Consider the following 18,675-nt stretch of genomic DNA (forward strand, 5'->3'; position numbering starts at 1 on the left):
TGGCGCGCCGGGGGGCCGGGCCACTATGGTTCCGGGCGCATGATCAGTGACTGTTCCCGTCCCATCCGCGCCCGCAGCGCCACCGAAAAGAGACAAAGACGGGATGACATCCTGCGGGCCGCCGAACGGCTGTGGGCCGGCACCTCGTACACGGACCTGAGCATGAACGAGGTGGCCCGCGAGGCCGGACTCGCCAAGGGCACGCTGTACCTGTACTTCGGCACCAAGGAGGACCTGTTCCTGGAACTGCTCGCCGGGCACCTGCGTGACTGGACCGGGCGCCTGGAGGAGGCGTTGCGCCGGGAGCAGCCGACCACCCTGACTCAGCTGGCCGACGTGCTCGTGGCCGTCAGCGCAGACAACGGTGCGCTGCGCCGCCTGCTTGTTCTTTACAGCACGGTGCTGGAGCGTCAGGCTCATCCGGACCGGCTGCGGGACCTGCAGGACGACCTGCACGCTCCCCTCGTGGCCCTGACGGCCCTGATGCCGTGTTCGTCCGCCACGGCGGGCCGCGTCCTGCAGCACGTCTATGCCCTGTCCGTCGGCTGGCAGCAGCTGAGCGGCGCTCCGGCGCGCTTCCCGTTTGGCCCGGCGGGTCCCTCTGCCGCCGGAACCGACCCTGCGGGCAACGTCTACGGGCAGGAATTTGAACTGGCCCTACGGGCGGTGATGGCCCGGCTGGAGGCGTCCCACCCATGACCTGATACATCCGCGACATTAGGGGTTTATGATGGAGGTCATGAAGCGAAACCTGTTCCTGATCAGCTCGGTTCTTACCCTGTCCTCATGCAGCATGACGTCGAACCCGGCCGAGCCGGTGACGGTTGCGGTGGTGGGCCTCAACGACTTCCACGGCAACTTGGAAGCGACCAACTTCAGCGGAGTGATGATTCCCGATCCCGCCGATCCCACCAAGCAGATTCGTCTGAAGGCCGGGGGCATCGAGGCCATCGGCGGCTACCTGGCCCAGGAGCGTGCCAAGAACCCCAATCTGGTGTTCGTGGGCGCAGGCGACCTGATCGGCGCCTCGCCCATCACGAGCAGCCTGCTGCGCGACGAGCCCAGCACCATCGCGCTGAGCAAGCTGGGCATGAAGTTCAGCTCGCTGGGCAACCACGAATTCGATCAGGGCCTCCAGGAACTGCTGCGCATGCAGAACGGCGGCTGTGACAGCAACGACACGGCCAAGGCCTGCAAGTTCCAGAACCCGTACCCGGCGGCCGACTTTCAGTGGCTGGGAGCCAACGTCGTGGACAAGACCACGGGCAAGCCTGTCTTCAAGCCCTACGCAGTTCAGGAAGTCGGCGGCGCGAAGATCGGCTTTATCGGTGCGGTGCTGCAGGGCACGCCCAGCATCGTCAGTCCCGACGGCGTCAAGACGCTGGATTTCCTGGATGAAGCGGCGAGCATCAACAAGTACGTGCCTGAACTCAAGAAAATGAACGTGGACGCCATCATCGTGCTGATCCACCAGGGCGGCACGGCCAAGGATGATTTCGCGCAGCCCGCCTGCGGCACCCTGGACGGCCCCATTGTTGACATCGTGAATAAGTTGGACCCCTCCATCAGAGCGGTGATCACCGGGCACAGCCACCAGGGCTACAACTGCCTGGTGGGCGGGCGCGTGGTGATTCAGGGCGACTACTACGGCCACCTGCTGCAGCGCCTGGACCTGACCGTGGACAAGGCCAACCACAAGCTGCTGTCCATCAAGGCGGCCAACGTGGTGGTCGATACCCGCACCCTGCCCAAGGACCCGGCCATGACTGCCATCCTGACGCGCGCCAAGGAACTGACCGACGCTGTGAAGCAGACGCCGGTGGGCACGCTGGCCACCCCCACCATCAGCCGGACCAGCAACGCGGCGGGCGAGAGTGCGCTGGGCGACGTGATTGCCGATTCGCAGCTGGCTGCCACCCAGGACAAGGGCGCAGTGATCGCCTTCATGAACCCCGGCGGCATCCGCGCCGACCTGACCGCCAGCGCGGCCGGCAACACCGCCACCTTCGGCGACATCTACACCGTGCAGCCCTTCGGCAACACCCTGGTGGTCATGGACCTGACCGGCGCGCAGATCAAGGCCCTGCTCGAGCAGCAGTTTGACAACCCTGCCGCCGGCAGCAGCCGCATCCTGCAGGTCAGCAAGGGCTTTACCTACAGCTACGACTCGACCGCCGCCAAGGGCAGCCGCGTGGACGCTGCGAGCATCAAGCTGAACGGCCAGACCCTGGACCCCACCAAGTCCTACCGCGTGACCATGAACTCGTTCCTGGCTGGCGGCGGCGACTCCTTCCTGGTGTTGAAAGACGGCACCAACGTACTGCAGCTGCCCAATCTGGTGGATGTGGACGCCTTCGTGGCCTACGCCAAGGCCAACCCCGGCCTCGCGGGCGGCCCGCAGAACCGCATCACCAAGACCAAGTAATTCTGGGTCAATAATTCCTCAGCTCCCCGCACGCTGATCGCGGCGCGTTCCGAACCTCCCAGGAGGGCCGGAACGCGCCTGCTCTTGTCGTGCTCGGCGCGGGCCTTGACCGTCCATTCAGGGCTGCGCCCCGGGGCTGACCCGTGTACTATCCTCGGCGGTATCCGTGTTCCTGCCCAGCCCGCTGGAAACACTTCCAATCCACACGCCCTTTCCCCGGAGGTTCTTCCCATGACCATTTCCCGTTCCAGCGGCGTTCTGCTGCACCCCACCAGCCTGCCCGGTCCCTACGGCATCGGCGAGCTGGGGGCCTACGCGCGCCACTTCATCGACTGGCTGTCCGACGGCGGGCAGCGTTACTGGCAGGTCATGCCGCTGGGGCCGACCGGCTACGGCGACAGCCCCTATCAGGCGTTCTCTGCCTTTGCGGGCAACCCCTACCTGATTGACCTGGCGACGCTGCGCGAGGACAACCTGCTGCACGACACCGATTTCAGCGGCATGCCGACCTTCGCTCCGGCCCGGGTGGATTTCGGGCAGCAATACATCTGGCGCAACCAGATGCTGGAGCGGGCCTACATCTCGTATGTGGGCGGCGCGGCCCCGCAGTTGACGCCCGAGTTCGAGGCCTTCAAGTCCGAGGAAAAGAGCTGGCTGGACGACTACGCCCTGTTCACCGCCCTCAAGGCCGAGCATGGCGGCCTGCCCTGGAATGCGTGGCAGCCGGCCGTGCGCGACCGCGACCCCGAGGCGCTGGACGCGGCCCGCACCCGGCTGGCCGGGGCCATGGAACGCGTGCGGTTCATTCAGTTCCTGTTCTTCCGCCAGTGGAACGCGGTCCGTGCGTATGCGCATGGCAAGGGCATCGAGATCATCGGCGACATTCCCATCTTCGTGGCGATGGACAGCAGCGACGCCTGGGCGGGCCGCGACCAGTTCTACTTCGATGACCAGGGCCAGCCCACCGTGGTGGCGGGCGTGCCGCCGGACTACTTCTCCGAGACCGGGCAGCTGTGGGGCAACCCGCTGTACAACTGGGAAGTCATGCGCAAAGACGGCTTCGCGTGGTGGATCGAGCGCTTCAAGGGCAGCCTGAAGCTCTTTGACCTGATCCGCATCGACCACTTCCGGGGCTTTGCGGCGTACTGGGAAATTCCCTTTCCGGCCGAGACCGCCATGCACGGACGCTGGGTGCCCGCCCTGGGCCACCAGATGTTCGAGGCGGTGCGGGAAGCGCTGGGCGTGCTGCCGATCATCGCCGAGGACCTGGGCGTCATCACGCCCGATGTGGAGAAGCTGCGCGACGATTTCGGGTTCCCCGGCATGGCGGTGCTGCAGTTCGCCTTCGGCGGCGGTGACTTCTCGGTCAACGATTTTCTGCCGCACAACCTGCGCGAGAATCAGGTGGTCTACACCGGCACCCACGACAACGACACCACGCGCGGATGGTGGGCGAACGCCAGCGATCAGGAGCGGCACAACTTCCGGGTGTACACCAGCAGCGATCCCACCGAGGAAGGCTTTGCGTGGCAGCTCACCGAACTGGCCTTCGGCAGCCGCGCCAACCTCGCGGTCGTGCCGCTGCAGGACATCTTTAACCTGGGCAGCGCAGACCGCATGAACCTGCCCGGCACCACCGGCGACCACAACTGGACCTGGCGCTACTTCGCCGGCGACCTGCGCCCCGATCTGGCGGCCCGCCTGCGGGCCCTGACCGAGATGACGGGCCGTCTGGGCCGTTAGGCCGGTTTAAGGCCGCCGCGCCCCCTCCAACTGCCCACGCCGTTTCTGAAGACCTAAGACTTCGCCTTGTCGGCGGGGTCTTTTTTCTGCTTTCTGTTGCTGTTCTTTGGGTGGCCGTCCGCCGCTGGCCCAGGCTTTCCACTACCCTGTGGCCCATGAAGCTTTACACCAAGACGGGCGACGGCGGCACCACCGGACTGTACGGCGCGGACCGCGTGAGCAAGGCGCACAGCCGCGTGGAGGCCTACGGTACGGTCGATGAACTCAACAGCGTGATCGGGCTGGCGCGGGCGCACAACACCCGCAGCCACAAGCCCGACCCGGCACTGGACGCCGATCTGGAATACCTCCAGAACGCGCTGTTCGATCTGGGTGCCGACCTGGCCTCCCGCCCCGGCACGACGTACGAGGCCAAGATCAGCCGCATCGACGCGCAGGACTCGGCCTTTCTGGAGGCGATGATTGACCGTTATCAGGAGGCTGCGCCGCCGTTCACCGGCTTTGTCCACCCCGGCGGCACCCCCGCCGCCGCCTCGCTGCACGTGGCGCGCACCGTCGCGCGCCGCGCCGAGCGCGAGGTCATTCGCCTGCTGCAGGAGGAGGACGCCAACCCTGAGGTTCAGATCTACCTCAACCGCCTCTCGGACCTGCTGTTCGTAATGGCGCGGGCCGCCAACCAGGCGGCGGGCATCGAGGAACATGCCTGGCTGGTCAAGGGCCGGCGCTAGACCTGAGCGGGCCGGGCAGGTCGTCGAGCACGCCGCGCCGCCACTGCTTTCTGCGTCAGCACCCGCACGATCTCCCGCGCTCCCGCCGCCGCTTCATGGGCGGTGAGGCCGCCGTAACCCAGCAGCAGGGCATTGGGCACCGGACCGTCGAAGGTGTAGGGATGCAGCGTGGACACGAAAACGCCGTGGCGGGCAAGTTCGGCGGCAACCTCACGGGCGTCGTGGGCGGGCGAGAGGTGCAGGCAGACATGCAGCCCGGCCTCGATGCCGCCCAGGGTGACGTGGGGGGCGAGCGGCTCGAGTATCTGCGTAAGTGCGGCGCGTACTCCGGCGTGCCAGCGGCGGGTGCGCCGGATGTGACGGTCGATCTCACCCGTTCTCAACAGGTGCAGCAGGGCGTGCTGAACCGGCAGTGGGTGGCCGGAATCCAGCAGCGTGCGGGCCCGCACCAGCGCCGGCATCAGCGCGCCGGGTCCGACCACGAAGCCGGTGCGGACGGCGGGAGTCAGCACCTTGGACAGCGTGCCCAGATACAGCACCCGCCCGCCCGAGGAGTCCAGACCGGCCAGGGTGGGCAGCGGCGGCGCGCCGTAGCGGAATTCTCCGTCGTAGTCGTCTTCCACGATCAGGGCGTCGTGGGCGCGGGCCCACTCCAGCAGGGCCAGACGCCGGGGCAGGCTCATGCGTCCGCCCAGCGGAAACTGGTGGCTGGGCGTGACATAGGCGAGCCGGGCGGCGGGCGTGTCCGGGCCGATCACCGGACCGTCGGCGTCCACCTGCAGTGGAAGCACGTGATGACCGGCGTCCATAATGGCCTGCCGCGCCGCGCGGTAGCCGCAGGCCTCCAGCAGTACCCGTGAGGCCGGGGGCAGCAGCCGCAGAATCAGGTTCAGGGCCTGCAGGCTGCCCGCCGTGACCAGTACCCGTTCCGGCGCGGCACCCAGGCCCCGTGAGCGGCCCACGAACGCCGCCAACGCCGCGCGCAGTTCGGGTTCGCCCGCCGGATCGCTGTAGTCGCCGGATACCCGGGTCCGCGCCGCGTGCGCCCAGGCCTGCCGCCACGCCCGGGTGTCCAGTGTTGCCGTGGTCGCCACTCCCACCCGAAAATGAATGCCGCGGGCGGTTCCGGGGCCGTCCACCGGGGCGGCCGTCGGCCGCCGGAACCATCCGGGAGCGGGGCTGTCCACCAGTTGCCCGCGCGCCGCACCTGCCGAGACGCGCGTGCCGCGGCCCACCACCGCTTCCAGCGTGCCGTCAGCCACCAGTTCCGCGTAGGCGCCCGCCACCACCCCCCGCGTGACCCCCAGTCCGGCGGCCAGCGTCCGCGAGCCGGGCAGGGTGGTGCCTTCCGGCAGTGCGCCCGACAGCACCGCCGCGCGCAGTTCTGCGGCCAGCTGCGCCTGCAACGGCGTCTCCGCGCCTCGTTGCAGGCGCAGCGCTATGGGCAGATCCGCCCGAAGTGGACCGCTGTGTTTGGCCCGAAGTGGAGCTTTTTGGGGAGCCACCATGCGGCTAGTGTACGGACATGTTTCCTATACGCGCGCTGCTGCGCCCCCTCAGGTCCAACTCCTTCCCCCTGACGGCAGGGTTTCCGTGAGCGACTTCTACGATCCCCGGAAGCGCGATCCCAGCCTCAGCCGCCGCCCGCACAACCGCCGGGACGACCCGTGGATACGGGAGGTGCTGGGCCGCGTCTGTATCGGCCGGGTGGCCACGGTCTGGCAGTCGGAAGACGGGCGGCCGTTTCCGTTCATCACTCCACTGGCCTTCGCATACCGTCCGGAAACGCACGACCTCGTGTACCACACCAACATCACCGGTCGGCTGTGGGCCAACACCGTGCAGGGCCACCCGGCGACCCTGGAGGCGTCCGAGATCGGGGCCCTGCTGCCCAGCAACAGTCCGCTGGAACTCTCGGTGCAGTACCGCTCCGTGATCGCCTTCGGGACCGCCCGCCTGCTGACCGACCCGCAGGAGGCCCGCGCCGCCCTGACCGTGCTGTCCGAGCGGATATTTCCAGACCTGTGTATCGGTCAGCAGACCCGGCCCATCCTGGAAGGCGACCTGGCCCGAACCAGCGTCTACTCGCTGGCAATCGAGCGCTGGAGCGGCAAGGAGAACTGGATGCCCGGAGCCGATCAGACACAGGACTGGCCCGCACTGACCCCGGAACTGGCCCGGTTACGCCCGGCCCTGTCTGAGCCCGGTAGGCTGGTGCCGTGAACCGTCGCGACGCCCTTCAGCTGTTCCTGCTCTCTGCAGTGTGGGGCATCTCATTTCTGTTGATCAAGTGGGGTGGTGAGGTCTTTCCGCCGCTGTGGGTCGCGCTGCTGCGGTGCGTGTTCGGGGGCGGGGTGCTGTGGCTGGCGTTGCGGCTGGGCGGCCACTCCCTGCCGCCAGCCCGGCTGTGGAAACCGCTGCTGCTCGTCGCCTTTTTCAACAACGTTGTGCCGTGGACCTTTTTCGCGTGGGGCGAGCAGAGCGTTTCGAGCAACATCGCCGCCATCCTGAACGCCACCACGCCGCTGTTCACGTTGATGATCAGCCTGGGCGTGCGCGAGGTTGTCCCCAGTGCCCGTGTGATTCTGGGCGTGCTGATTGGCCTGGGCGGCGTGGGCCTGACCGTCTTCGGCGGGCTCAGCGGCGGCCACGCCACGGCCCTGGGCATTGCGGTGCTGGCGGCGGCGGGGCTGGGGTACGCCATCGCCACCGTGATCGCCAAGCGCGCGCTGGGCGGTCTGAAACCGGTGGGTCTGGCGACCACGCAACTGACCCTGGCCGGTCTCCTTCTGCTGCCCGCCGCGCTGCTGGGACCCCCGCCTGCCGCCCTGACCCTGCAGGCCGTGACCGCCATGCTGTTTCTGGGCGTGTTCGGCAGCGGCCTGGCTTACCTGCTGTACTACGGCCTGCTGTCGCGGGTGTCGTCCACCCAGGTCGTTGCCGTCACCTATCTGCTGCCGGTCTGGGGACTGTTCTGGGGAGCGGTGGCGGGTGAACGGGTAGGAACCCTCTCGGTGGTCGGCGTGGGCGTGATCCTGGCGGGGCTGGCGCTGCTCAATCTGCGGTTCCGGCGTGTTCGTATCCCCGTCCTCACCTGAAGCCCTGTCCCGAAACGCCGCCCCGGACCGGTAGGCTGGACACCTCACCGAATTTTCTTTTCACGAAGCCTACACTGATTCCCTACGGAGGAACATATGACCGCAACCCCGGAAACCAACAAGAGCAAGTGGCTCAGCGCCGAGATGAAGTACGACAGTGGCGTGTACAACAAGCATGAGGTCGTGATGGTGCGCGGCCAGGGCGCGACCGTGTGGGACGAGAACGGACGCTCGTACATCGACTGCGTGGCGGGCTACGGCGTCGCCAACATCGGCCACAGCCATCCGGATGTCGTCAAGGCCATTCAGGAGCAGGCGGGCAAGCTGATGATCATGCCCCAGAGCGTGCCCAACGACAAGCGCGCCGAGTTTCTGCAGGAACTGGTGGGCGTGCTGCCCGCGGGGCTGGAGCGGGTCTTCCTGTGTAACTCCGGCACCGAGGCGATGGAAGCGGCCAAGAAGTTCGCGATCACCGGCACGGGCCGCAAGCGCTTCGTGAGCATGAAGCGCGGTTTTTCCGGCCGCAGCCTGGGTGCCCTGGCGTTGACCTGGGAGCCCAAGTACCGTGAACCCTTCGGCGAGGCCGTGGACAACAAGAACGTGGACTTCGTGACCTACGGCAACATCGAGGAACTGCGCGCGGCCGTGACCGAGGAAACCGCCGCCGTGATCCTGGAACCCGTGCAGGGCGAGGGCGGGGTCCGTCCCGGCAGCCTGGAATTCATTCAGGAGGCCCGCCGCATCACCCAGGAAAAGGGCGCGCTGCTGATCATGGATGAGATCCAGACCGGCTTTTGCCGCACCGGCAAGATGTTTGCCACCGAGCACTTCGGGGTCACCCCCGACGGCATGACCCTGGCCAAGGCGATGGCGGGCGGCGTGCCCATCGGCGCGTTCGTGATGACTGCTGAGGTCGCCGACCGCATGCCTGCCGGCGGCCACGGCACCACCTTCGGCGGCAATCCCCTGAGCATGGCCGCCGGACTCGCCGCCATCCGCGCCATGAAGCGCGAGGGCATGGCCGAGCAGGCCCGCGAGAAGGGGGCGTACTTCATGGAGAAACTGCGCGCCATCGAGTCGTCCAAGATCCGCGAGGTGCGCGGGATGGGTCTGATGATCGGCGTGGAACTCAAGGAAAAGAGTGCGCCGTACATCACCGCGCTGGAACACGACGAGGGCGTGATGGCGCTGCAGGCCACGCCGCTGGTCGTGCGCTTCCTGCCGCCCATCACCATCTCCAAGGAGCAGATCGACACGGTGGTCGCCGCCTTCGAGCGTGTGCTGAACACGGTCAACCCGCGTGCCGAGCGTCAGGCCCAGCTGGCAGCGCAGGCCGAGGAAAAGCAGAGCGAGTAGCCGCCGGGTTCAGACCGGGCCGGGGAGCGAACGTGGCTCCCCGGCCCGTTTTTGCTGCCCATGACGGCGCCGGGCAAGTGTGAAATTCGCTCAGACACCCCAGCGTGAGGCTCCTTACACTGCGGGCGTGAAGTTCTGGGTGGGCGGGATATCGGCGCTGGCGCTGTTGGGTGGGGCGCTGGCGGTGGGTGCGGTGGCAGGCTCAGACGACCAGCTTGCCCCCGGCTTTCGGGTGGGTGGGGTGGACGTGGGCGGGCTGACCCGTGCGCAGGCGCTGGCCGCCGTGTCGGGGCAGACCCTGCGCGCACCGCAGGTAACGGTGGTGGCCGGCCACCACCGCTGGACTGTGGAGGCCGGCGCCCTGGGCTGGCACGCAGACGCCGAGGCCAGCGTGGCGGCGGCCGAGCGGGCCACCGCCGAGCGCACGGCCCTGCAGCGGCTGCGCGGGCTGGTGGGACAGGAGCAGCCTCAGAACTTTCCGCTGGTGGCCGCGGTGGACGCCGCCGCCGCCGGGAGGGCGCTGGCCACCCTGACGGCGGGTCTGGTCACTCCACCGACCGACGCCCGCGTGTACTTCGATAAGGTGGCCCTGCGCTACGCGGTGCGGGCCGACGCGCCGGGCCAGGAGTTTGAGGTCGAGGCCGCTGCCCGCGCCTACGCGGCGGCGCCGGCCACGACCCTGCTGCGTGTGACGGTGCAGGACCGCATGGCACAGGTCCGTGCACAGGACCTGCAGGGCCATGTGGCCCAGGGCAATGCCCTGATGCGTCCCTTCGGCGCCACGCTGGCGGGGACCAAACGCAAGGGTGTCCTCACGGCCCTGCAGGTCGCCAACCTGTACTGGGTGCGCCCCGAGGGCGTCGTGCCCGACCCGGCGGCGCTGAAGCGTGCCTTTGGTCTGCTGACCGAAACGGTGGACCAGCCGGCCCGCAATGCCCGCTTCGCCGCCCGGGGCGACAAACTGGTGGGAATGCCCGAGCAGGCCGGCCGGGTCACGGACCGGGCCGCCGCCTACGCCGCCTTCAAGACGGCGGTGTTCGATGCCAGCAAAACCAGCGTGATCCTGGCGAGCAGGGTCACGACACCCACCCTGACGCTGAAGCAGCTGCCCGATGCGGGCAAACTGCAACTGATCCACACCGGCCGCAGCACCTATGACCACAGCAGTCCGGAGCGGCGCACCAACGTCGCCAACGCGGCCGCCAGGATAGACGGCACGGTGGTTCCGGTGGGCGGCACCTTCAGTTTTCTGGAGAATCTGGGAAGCATTACTCCCGAGAACGGCTTCGTGGGCGGCCTGATCATCAGCGGTGGACGCACGGTGGACGGGCTGGGGGGCGGCGTGTGTCAGGTGAGCACCACCACCTTCCGCGCGCTGTACGGGGCCGGGCTGCCGGTCGTGGAACGCAACCAGCACTCCTACCGGGTGGGCTATTACGAACCGCAGGTGGGATTTGAGGCCGCCGTGTACGATCCGGGCCTGGACCTCAAGATGAAGAACGACACCGGCGGGCCGCTGCTTATCCGCACCGTCAACGACGACGCCCACAGCACGCTGGAGGTGCAGCTCTGGGGCCTCAAGCCGCAGCGGACCGTCAAGGTCAGCCCCGCCGTGATTCTGAGCCGCACGGCGCATCCACCCGCCAAGTATGTGGTGAACGAGAAGATGCGTCCCGGCACCTCCCGCCAGGTGGACTGGGCACAGGACGGTTACAAGCTGTACATCACCCGGACCATCAAGGACAGTTCCGGCGTCCGCACCGACACGGTGGGCACCGAGTACCAGCCGTGGCAGGCGGTGTATGAGGTCGGTCCCAGCAACTGACCTGCCGCGTCAGTCTGCTTCCAGTGCCTCCAGCTGCTGCCGGAACTGCGCCGGGTCGCGGGTCGGCAGATCGCAGGTGTGGTTGCGGCAGACATAGCCGGTGCCGCCGCCGGGGCGACCCTCCAGCACGGGCAGTGCGCCGCCGCCGGCGGTGAAGGCCAGGGCGGTGAAGGGCAGCGCGACCCCGGCGGCCACGTCCTCCAGTTCCGTTCGTTCCTGCGGCGTGCCGATGACCGCCACCTCCGAATGGGGCGCGGCCAGGAAGGCGGCGGCCTGCCACAACCCGCCGAAGCCCCCGCTGGCGGCGAGCATGTCGGCCTGGAAGCTCTGGACCGTGCGCCGGGCCAGCTCGCCGGCCCCAGGCAGGGCGTAATACCGGTCCATCCACACGGCGAGCAGCGCCGCCGCCGCGTTGTCGCTCAGGACCGCGCTGTCGAAGCCGGGGGCCTGACGGGTGAGCAGGGATTCGGCCTGTCCGCCCGAGGCCATGAACACGCCCGCCTCCTCGTTCCAGAAGTCGCGGCGCACGACCGTCCACAGTTCGCGGGCCCACTCCAGATGCGCCACCTCGCCGCCCGCCTGGAACAGAGACACTAGCCCCAGCGCGTACAGGGCATGGTCCTCAAGCAGGCCTTCCACCTTCGCAGCCCCGCCGCCCCAGGTGTGGCGCAGCGTGCCGCCGGGCAGCCGCAGCTCGGCGCGGATGAACTCCGCGTTGCGGCGGGCAATCTCCAGATAGTGCGGTTCGCGCAGCACCCGCGCCGCGTCCGCGAAGGCGGCCAGCGCCAGCCCGTTCCAGGAGGTCAGCACCTTGTCGTCGGTGCCGGGCTGCTCGCGGGTCTGGCGTGCGGCGTGCAGGCGGTTTTTCAGTCCGCTCAGCCGCGACTGAACGCGCTCCTCGCTGTCCTCCCGGGCGGCGGCCAGCTGCGCGGCGGGCCGGGCCAGATGGGGCACCGAGCGCCGCCCGTATTCGGGTCGGTGGGGGTCCAGAAAGTTGCCACCCTCGGTGATTCCCAGGTGGGCCATCACGAGGGTGGCGTCCTCGCCGTCGCCCAGCACGGCCCGCACCTCGGCGGGGGTCCAGGTGAAGGTGAGGCCCTCTACGCCCGCCGTATCGGCGTCCTGGGCACTGGAAAACCCGCCGCCGGGCTGCAGCATCTCGCGCTCCAGGTACTCCAGGGTCTCGCGGGCCAGACACGCAAACTGTGCGTCGCCGCTGACCTGATAGGCCCGCAGCAGCGTGCGCGTCAGCTGGGCATTGTCGTACAGCATCTTCTCAAAGTGCGGCACCCGCCACTCCGCGTCCACGCTGTAGCGGTGAAAGCCGCCGCCCAGCTGATCGTAGAGGCCGCCCCGGCCCATCTGGCGCAGGGTCTGCAGGGCCATCTCGCGGCCGTCGCGGCGCGTGAGCAAAAAGTCCAGCGTGGTGGGTGCAGGAAATTTGGGAGCGCTGCCAAAGCCTCCCCGGTCGGCGTCGTAGACCCGGCGCAGGTTCGCCACACCCCGGTCCAGAAAGTCCGGCGGCAGGTCGCCTTCCACCGGACGTGGCCGGCTGGCCTGCCGGATGTGGTCACTCAGGGCGCGGGCGTTCGCCGTGATCTTGTCGCGGTCCTGCGCCCAGGTGTGGGCCACGCTGTGCATGACCCGCATCAGGCTGGGCATGCCCTGGGCGTCCCGCGGCGGAAAGTAGGTTCCCGCGTAGAACGGTTCGGCCTCCGGCGTCAGGAAGACGGTCATAGGCCAGCCGCCCTGGCCGGTCATCGCCTGGGTGGCGGCCATGTAAACGGCGTCCACGTCGGGGCGCTCCTCACGGTCCACCTTGACGTTCACGAAGTGCGCGTTCATGTAGGCCGCTGTCGCCGCGTCCTCAAAACTCTCGTGCGCCATCACGTGACACCAGTGACAGGTGGAGTACCCCACCGAGAGCAGCACCGGCACGTCCCGCTCCCGCGCCGCCGCAAAGGCTTCCGGGCCCCAGGGCCACCACTCCACCGGGTTGTCCGCGTGCTGACGCAGGTATGGGCTGGATTCATGGGTCAGGCGGTTCATGTCTGTCAGGCTAACGCGCCGGGCGTGCCGGGGGAGCTGCGTTCCACAGAGCAGGCTTCACACATTCGCCGTTTCAAAAAGCCTCAGACTACGGGTCATGCCGCAGCCCGACACCACCCCCGCCCAGGGGGAAGCTTTGATTGACCGTCCTGTCCGGATCCGGGCAGGCTTCTCCCTGACCTTTGAAGTGCCCTACCCGACCCCCATGCTGTTCGTGGTGCAGCCGCAAGACCGCCTGCACCCCACCGGCACCCGCCAGCGCATCATCGATGCTCGTCCTCTGGGCGCGGCCCAGGGCATCCACACCTACACCGACATCCACGGCAACACGGTCTGGCGCACGCTGGCCCAGCCCGGCACGTTCACCATCGGCCACGACCTGATTGCCGAGGTGAGCCGCAACGCCGATCCCGTGCTGCCGCAGCTGCGCAAGACCCCGGTGGAGCAGCTGCCCGACGAGACCATCCAGTACCTGCTTCCCAGCCGGTACGTGGACAGCGACGTGATCAGCCCCGAGGCGTGGGACCGTTTCGGGCACATCACCGGGGGATGGGCACAGGTGCAGGCCATCAGCGATTTTCTGAACGACGAGTGTACCTACGGCTACGGCTCGAACAGCACCACCAGCGCCAAGCAGGCCCTGGACAGCCGGCGTGCGGTGTGCCGTGACTTCGCGCACATGGGCGTTGCGTTCTGCCGCGCGCTGAACATTCCTGCCCGCTATGTGTGCGGCTACATGCCCGACATCGACATCGTTCCGGACCGGGTGCCGATGGATTTTCATGCGTGGTTCGAGGCGTACCTCGACGGCCAGTGGCGCACCTTCGACGCCCGGCACAACAAGCCGCGTGCGGGCCGCGTCCTGATTGCCCAGGGCCGCGATGCCAGCGACGTGGCCTTCAGCACCACCTTCGGCAGCGCCCGACTGACCCACATGAGGGTCTGGGCGGATGAGACCGATATGGGCAATACGCTCGACATCGAGCCCAACCCCCGGATTTTCTAGCGGACTCCTGGGCCCGCCCTCTTCCCGGTGGAGAGGGCTTGTTCCTTGCAGCCCCCTGTCCCGGAGATAGAGGGGCGAAACGCCCGGCGGGGAGTGTTTACCCCCGCCGCACCCGCACAGGCCCCAGCGGCGTCCAGCCCCCGTGCCGGAGTGCGGCGCGCAGATCGTCCGGACCGAGGTGGGGCAGCAGGGGGCGGGCCTCAATGGTGACGTCACCCAGCCGCGCCACCGGCCACAGCCGCAGTTCCCAGGCGGGAAGTTCGGGCATTTCCGGCGCTCCGGTGGGGGTCACCGCTTCGAGCAGGAAGGCACCGAACAGTTCAGGGTCCGGGCGGACAGAGCGGGCCAACGGGGGGCAGGGGAGGGGGGAAGCGGGGTGGATGTTCAGGGTCATGGCTGGACCTCCTGGCCCCAGCTTGCGCCGCAGACGTCCATCTGGACATCGGCAACAGGCCGGGCACTGGGCGCCGGTCATCGGGTTTTCCGATGGGTCGGCCGCACGGCGCGGACCTACAATGGAACATGGCCGCCGCGAAGTCTGTTCTGTCTGCCCCGGGTTCGTCCATGACGCACGCTCCGTTGATCCAGCCCGCCCCGGTCCATCCGGGCGCGGTTCATCCCAGTACGGGCCAGCCCACGCTGGCGCAGTTGCGTGCCCTGATCGCCGTGGTGGACGTCGGGGGTTTTGGCGAGGCGGCGGCCGCGCTGAACGTGTTGCAGTCGTCGCTGAGCGAGGCGGTAGGCAAACTCGAGGACCTGGCAGGCCGCGCGCTGCTGCGCCGCAGCGCCAGGGGCACGGTTCCCACGCCCGCCGGGCTGCGCGCGGTGGTTCACGCGCGCACGGCCGTGCAGGCCTCCGGAGACGTGCTGCTCTCGGCACAGGATGACGGCGAACTGTCCGGGCTGTTGCGGGTGTCGTCCTTCCGCTCGGCGGCCACGCATCTGCTGCCGCCTGTCCTGGCCGCCTTTCGCCGTCGGCATCCGGCGGTCACGGTGCGGCTGCTGGACGGCGACCGCAACCGGGGAGAAACCGGCGAACAGCAGGTCAGGAATGGACAGGCAGACCTCGCGCTGGTGGAGGGCGAGTCGGCCCCCGGCCTGCGGCTGACGCCCCTTCTTCAGGACGAGTACCTGTTTATCGCTCCGGCGTCACGCGGCAGCCATCCCGTCTTGGCCGAGGAACTGGGGGGCGCGACCCTGCTGCTGTCTCCCAGAGGAAACTCGTGTCATCAGCGGATCGAGACGTACCTGCGCGGCCTGGGCATAGACGACTCGGGCATCACCGAAATAGACCAGGACAGCGTGATCCTAGGCATGGTGCGCCACGGCCTGGGCGTCACGCTGATGCCCCGGCTGGCGCTGCTGCCGGTGCCGGACGGAGTGGTGACCTTGCCCCTTCCCCAGCCGCTGACCCGCAGGATGGCAGTGGCTGCGTTGCCGTGGCGCGCTCAGCTGCCGCTGATCCGGGCGTTCACGGCGGCGCTGGTGGATTCGCTGGGGTCGCCCGTGTCGGGCACGTCCTGACCGGAGAAAACGGCGCGGAGCGTTACAGGGCCTGTTCCACAAACTGCGCCGCCCGCGCGCCGATCATCATGCTCGTGGCGTTCGTGTTGGCGTGGATGATGCGGGGCATCACGCTGGCGTCGGCGATCCACAGACCCTCCACGCCGCGCACGGCCAGCGTGCGGTCCACCACGGCGTCGTCGCTGTCGCCCAGCGCCGCCGTGCCGACCGGGTGGTACAGCGTGGCCGATTCGGCGCGGACATGAGCGGCCAGTGCACCGTCGCTGCGGACCCCGCTGCCGGGCAGGGCCTCCCCCCGGCGGTGGGCGAGCAGCGGCGGCGTCCCGGCGATCTCGCGCGCCAGCCGCACCCCGGCCACCAGCCGTTCCAGGTCGGCCCCGGCGCTGAGGTAGCGCGGATCGATGCGCGGGGCACTCAGGGGGTCGCGTGAGGCCAGCGTGACCTGCCCCCGGCTGTGAGGGGCGACCAGCACCGGCCCGACCGTGAAGTGGTGCCCGGTTTCGCGCGTGAAGCCGTGGTCGCGGAAGTACGCCGGGCCGAAGTGAAACTGCAGGTCCGGATCGCCGGTCGCTGGGCCGGACCGCGCGTGCGTGAAGGCCGCAGCCTCGGCAATGTTGCTTGCCAGCGGCCCATTGCGGTTCCACAGGTACTGGGCCAGGGCCAGCGCCTCGGGCACCGCCTCCAGTGACGGACTGTGCGAGCGGAAGACCACCGGGACCGCGAGGTGGTCCTGCAATCCCTGGCCCACACCGGGCAGGTCGCGCCGGACCCCCAGGCCGTGCCGTTCGAGTTCCGCCCGGGGGCCGATGCCCGAGAGCATCAGCAGCTGGGGGGTCTGCACCGCGCCGGTGGCCACGATCACCCCACCGGCGGGGGCGTCCAGGGTGCGGCCCCGCCAGCGCAGGCGCACCCCTGCGGCCCGCGTGCCCTCCCACAGCAGTTCCAGCACGTGTGCGCCCGTCAGCACCGTCAGGTTGGGGTGGCGCAGCACCGGTTGTAAGAAGGCCCGGAAGGCGCTGTAGCGTTCGCCGTTGCGGTGGTTGCTTTCCAGCAGGCCCGCGCCCTCCAGCACGCCATCATTGAAACTCTGCGCCTCGGGCACGTGCAGGGCGGTCGCCGCCGCCGTCACGAAGGCGTGGCTCAGGGGATGTGAGGCGGCCCGCGCTCCCGTCGGCAGCTTCCCGCCGGTGCCGCGTGTTCCGCTCGCCTCTCCCCGGAAGTCCTCTAGGTCCCGGAAGGCGGGCAGCACGTCGGCCCAGGTCCAACCCTCGCCCCAGCCGTCGAAATCCCGCTTCGAGCCGCGAATGTAGATGGTCGCATTGATGGCGCTGGAGCCGCCCAGCACCTTGCCGCGCGGCCAGTAGAACTGCCGGCCATCGGCACAGGGCTGGGGCACGGTCTGGAAGTTCCAGTCCACCGCCGAGCGGAACAACCGGGGAAAGCCCGCCGGGGGCCGGATAAACGGGTGGGTGTCGCGTCCGCCCGCCTCCAGCAGCAGCACCCGAAGCCCCGCATCGAGCAGCCGCCGCGCCGCCACACAGCCGCCCGAGCCGGCTCCAACAATGATCACGTCTGCACGTCTGGCGGTCATGGAGGCCGAGTATAGAGAGGCGGCGGGTCCCGGCGGGCCGGCGCGTTCTACACTCGGCGCATGAACGAATTTTCCCTTCCCCGTGGTTTTCATGCCGCCGCGATGGCCGCCGGCATCAAGCCCAGCGGCAAGACCGACCTGAGCGCCGTCGTCTCGGACAGTGAGTGCGTCTGGGCCTTTGCGGGCACGCGCAGCACCACCGCCGCCGCCTGCGTGACGCGCAACCGCGAGCTGTACGCGGCGGGCGGCCCGGTGCGGGCGCTGCTCGTGAACGCGGGCAACGCCAATGCGGCCACCGGACGGCGCGGCGCACAGGACAATGCCGATCTGGCCGACGCCCTGGGCAGCGTGCTGAACGTGGATATGGATGCCGTGCTGACCGCCAGCACCGGCATCATCGGCCACCCCCTGCCCATGGACCGGGTGCTGAGCGGCATCGAGCATCTGCCCGACGGGCTGGCCGAGGCCGGCAGCGGCGACGCCGGGGCCTTTGCCCACGCGATCATGACCACCGATACCCGCCCCAAGACGGCGCAGGTCACGCTGGGCGGCGGCGCCCGCATCGTGGGGGTGGCCAAGGGCAGCGGCATGATTCACCCGGACATGGCGACCATGTTCGCCTTCGTCTTCACCGACGCCGCCGTGGACGAGCTCAGCCTGCGTGCGGCCTTTCCCGGCGTGGTGGCCCGGACCTTTAATGCCGTGACGGTGGACGGCGACACGAGCACCAACGACATGGCCGCCGTACTCGCCAACGGTCAGGCCGGCGCGGTGGACCCGGCCGAGTTCCTGGCGGCCCTGGAGGGCGTGATGCGCGATCTGGCCCGGCAGATTGCTGCCGACGGCGAGGGTGCCACCCGGCTGCTGACCGTCCGCGTCACGGGCGCCCTGACCGAGGCCGAGGCGCTGGGTGCCGCCCGCACCTGCTGCGTGAGCCCGCTGCTCAAGAGTGCCGTTCACGGCTTTGACCCCAACTGGGGCCGCGTGATCATGGCGGTGGGCCGCAGTGGAGCCACCGTGAACATCGAGGTGATGACCGTGGCCGTGCAGGGGCATCCGGTCTTTGCGGGCCGCCCGCTGCCCTACGACGACGCGGCGGTCAGCGCCTCCATGCGGGCCGACGAGGTGGTTTTTGACCTCGATCTGGGCGTGGGCGGCGCGTCGGGCGAGGCCTGGGGCTGCGACCTCAGCGCCGAATACGTGAGCATCAACGCGGACTACACGACCTGACGGGAGCGTGGACCGTGAGAGGGCACGGGGAGGGGGGACGCCGGATTTTCACCTCCCTGCGGCCTTTTCACTACGTGCCCTGCCCCCGGACTTCGCTTGA

15 protein-coding genes are annotated in these 18,675 nt (G+C 68.9%); 11 read left to right on the top strand and 4 right to left on the bottom strand.

Annotation, left to right across the window (positions count from 1 at the left end):
• Positions 1–39 precede the first annotated feature (39 nt).
• From IEY21_RS03735 to IEY21_RS03750, 4 genes are all read left to right on the top strand, one after another.
• Positions 40–699 carry a TetR/AcrR family transcriptional regulator gene (locus tag IEY21_RS03735; RefSeq protein ID WP_188901506.1) on the top strand — a complete coding sequence of 220 codons (660 nt, stop codon included), beginning with the start codon at positions 40–42 and terminating at the stop codon, positions 697–699.
• A 40-nt stretch (positions 700–739) separates the two neighbouring features.
• Positions 740–2,425, top strand: coding sequence for a bifunctional metallophosphatase/5'-nucleotidase (locus IEY21_RS03740; protein ID WP_188901508.1), 1,686 nt, complete (start codon positions 740–742; stop codon positions 2,423–2,425).
• A 231-nt stretch (positions 2,426–2,656) separates the two neighbouring features.
• Positions 2,657–4,168: a 4-alpha-glucanotransferase gene (gene malQ, locus IEY21_RS03745; RefSeq protein ID WP_188901510.1), complete on the top strand. Its 1,512-nt coding sequence runs from the start codon at positions 2,657–2,659 to the stop codon at positions 4,166–4,168.
• A 155-nt stretch (positions 4,169–4,323) separates the two neighbouring features.
• Positions 4,324–4,896, top strand: coding sequence for a cob(I)yrinic acid a,c-diamide adenosyltransferase (locus IEY21_RS03750; RefSeq protein WP_188901512.1), 573 nt, complete (start codon positions 4,324–4,326; stop codon positions 4,894–4,896).
• Here the strand turns inward: IEY21_RS03750 and pdxR are convergent.
• Positions 4,893–6,404: a MocR-like pyridoxine biosynthesis transcription factor PdxR gene (gene pdxR, locus IEY21_RS03755; protein ID WP_188901514.1), complete on the bottom strand. Its 1,512-nt coding sequence runs from the start codon at positions 6,402–6,404 to the stop codon at positions 4,893–4,895. The two genes, IEY21_RS03750 and pdxR, sit on opposite strands and share 4 nt — an antisense overlap.
• A gap of 85 nt (positions 6,405–6,489) precedes the next feature.
• Between pdxR and IEY21_RS03760 the strand changes: the two genes are divergently transcribed.
• From IEY21_RS03760 to IEY21_RS03775, 4 genes are all read left to right on the top strand, one after another.
• Positions 6,490–7,119, top strand: coding sequence for a pyridoxamine 5'-phosphate oxidase family protein (locus IEY21_RS03760; protein ID WP_229752862.1), 630 nt, complete (start codon positions 6,490–6,492; stop codon positions 7,117–7,119).
• Positions 7,116–7,994 carry a DMT family transporter gene (locus IEY21_RS03765; protein WP_188901518.1) on the top strand — a complete coding sequence of 293 codons (879 nt, stop codon included), beginning with the start codon at positions 7,116–7,118 and terminating at the stop codon, positions 7,992–7,994. The genes IEY21_RS03760 and IEY21_RS03765 overlap by 4 nt, the downstream gene beginning before the upstream one ends.
• 96 nt (positions 7,995–8,090) lie before the next feature.
• Complete coding sequence (locus tag IEY21_RS03770; protein ID WP_188901520.1) at positions 8,091–9,350, top strand: aspartate aminotransferase family protein; 1,260 nt, start codon at positions 8,091–8,093, stop codon at positions 9,348–9,350.
• Positions 9,351–9,477: 127 nt separating this feature from the next.
• Positions 9,478–11,175, top strand: coding sequence for a VanW family protein (locus IEY21_RS03775; protein WP_188901522.1), 1,698 nt, complete (start codon positions 9,478–9,480; stop codon positions 11,173–11,175).
• A 9-nt stretch (positions 11,176–11,184) separates the two neighbouring features.
• Here the strand turns inward: IEY21_RS03775 and IEY21_RS03780 are convergent, their stop codons facing one another.
• Entirely contained in the window at positions 11,185–13,224 is a 2,040-nt protein-coding gene (locus IEY21_RS03780; protein WP_188901524.1) for a thioredoxin domain-containing protein, read from the bottom strand.
• A gap of 97 nt (positions 13,225–13,321) precedes the next feature.
• Here IEY21_RS03780 and IEY21_RS03785 point away from each other — a divergent pair, with 97 nt between their 5' ends.
• Positions 13,322–14,230 (top strand): transglutaminase-like domain-containing protein, encoded by a 909-nt coding sequence (locus tag IEY21_RS03785; protein WP_188901526.1) that lies wholly within the window; start codon positions 13,322–13,324, stop codon positions 14,228–14,230.
• A 97-nt stretch (positions 14,231–14,327) separates the two neighbouring features.
• Here IEY21_RS03785 and IEY21_RS03790 read toward each other — a convergent pair whose 3' ends face one another.
• On the bottom strand, positions 14,328–14,624 hold the full coding sequence (locus IEY21_RS03790) for a hypothetical protein (protein ID WP_229752864.1): 297 nt from the start codon (positions 14,622–14,624) through the stop codon (positions 14,328–14,330).
• A 170-nt stretch (positions 14,625–14,794) separates the two neighbouring features.
• Here IEY21_RS03790 and IEY21_RS03795 point away from each other — a divergent pair, with 170 nt between their 5' ends.
• Positions 14,795–15,754 carry a LysR family transcriptional regulator gene (locus IEY21_RS03795; protein WP_188901529.1) on the top strand — a complete coding sequence of 320 codons (960 nt, stop codon included), beginning with the start codon at positions 14,795–14,797 and terminating at the stop codon, positions 15,752–15,754.
• A gap of 22 nt (positions 15,755–15,776) precedes the next feature.
• On the opposite strand, the gene IEY21_RS03800 is transcribed toward IEY21_RS03795, so the two are convergent.
• Positions 15,777–17,345 (bottom strand): GMC family oxidoreductase, encoded by a 1,569-nt coding sequence (locus tag IEY21_RS03800; protein WP_188901530.1) that lies wholly within the window; start codon positions 17,343–17,345, stop codon positions 15,777–15,779.
• Between the two features lie 60 nt (positions 17,346–17,405).
• Between IEY21_RS03800 and argJ the strand changes: the two genes are divergently transcribed.
• Positions 17,406–18,575, top strand: a complete 1,170-nt coding sequence (gene argJ, locus IEY21_RS03805) for a bifunctional glutamate N-acetyltransferase/amino-acid acetyltransferase ArgJ (RefSeq protein ID WP_188901532.1) — start codon at positions 17,406–17,408, stop codon at positions 18,573–18,575.
• The last annotated feature ends 100 nt before the right edge of the window (positions 18,576–18,675 follow it).

The organism is Deinococcus aerophilus, from assembly GCF_014647075.1.
GTDB lineage: Bacteria > Deinococcota > Deinococci > Deinococcales > Deinococcaceae > Deinococcus > Deinococcus aerophilus.

What these genes read in the sequence shown, in the direction of transcription:
- IEY21_RS03780 (WP_188901524.1), bottom strand. Translation starts at nt 13,224, where the DNA reads ATGAACCGCCTGACCCATGAATCCAGCCCATACCTGCGTCAGCACGCG.
- IEY21_RS03740 (WP_188901508.1), top strand. Translation starts at nt 740, where the DNA reads ATGAAGCGAAACCTGTTCCTGATCAGCTCGGTTCTTACCCTGTCCTCA.
- IEY21_RS03785 (WP_188901526.1), top strand. Translation starts at nt 13,322, where the DNA reads ATGCCGCAGCCCGACACCACCCCCGCCCAGGGGGAAGCTTTGATTGAC.
- IEY21_RS03800 (WP_188901530.1), bottom strand. Translation starts at nt 17,345, where the DNA reads ATGACCGCCAGACGTGCAGACGTGATCATTGTTGGAGCCGGCTCGGGC.
- IEY21_RS03735 (WP_188901506.1), top strand. Translation starts at nt 40, where the DNA reads ATGATCAGTGACTGTTCCCGTCCCATCCGCGCCCGCAGCGCCACCGAA.
- malQ (WP_188901510.1), top strand. Translation starts at nt 2,657, where the DNA reads ATGACCATTTCCCGTTCCAGCGGCGTTCTGCTGCACCCCACCAGCCTG.
- IEY21_RS03750 (WP_188901512.1), top strand. Translation starts at nt 4,324, where the DNA reads ATGAAGCTTTACACCAAGACGGGCGACGGCGGCACCACCGGACTGTAC.
- argJ (WP_188901532.1), top strand. Translation starts at nt 17,406, where the DNA reads ATGAACGAATTTTCCCTTCCCCGTGGTTTTCATGCCGCCGCGATGGCC.
- IEY21_RS03795 (WP_188901529.1), top strand. Translation starts at nt 14,795, where the DNA reads ATGACGCACGCTCCGTTGATCCAGCCCGCCCCGGTCCATCCGGGCGCG.
- IEY21_RS03770 (WP_188901520.1), top strand. Translation starts at nt 8,091, where the DNA reads ATGACCGCAACCCCGGAAACCAACAAGAGCAAGTGGCTCAGCGCCGAG.
- IEY21_RS03790 (WP_229752864.1), bottom strand. Translation starts at nt 14,624, where the DNA reads ATGACCCTGAACATCCACCCCGCTTCCCCCCTCCCCTGCCCCCCGTTG.
- pdxR (WP_188901514.1), bottom strand. Translation starts at nt 6,404, where the DNA reads ATGGTGGCTCCCCAAAAAGCTCCACTTCGGGCCAAACACAGCGGTCCA.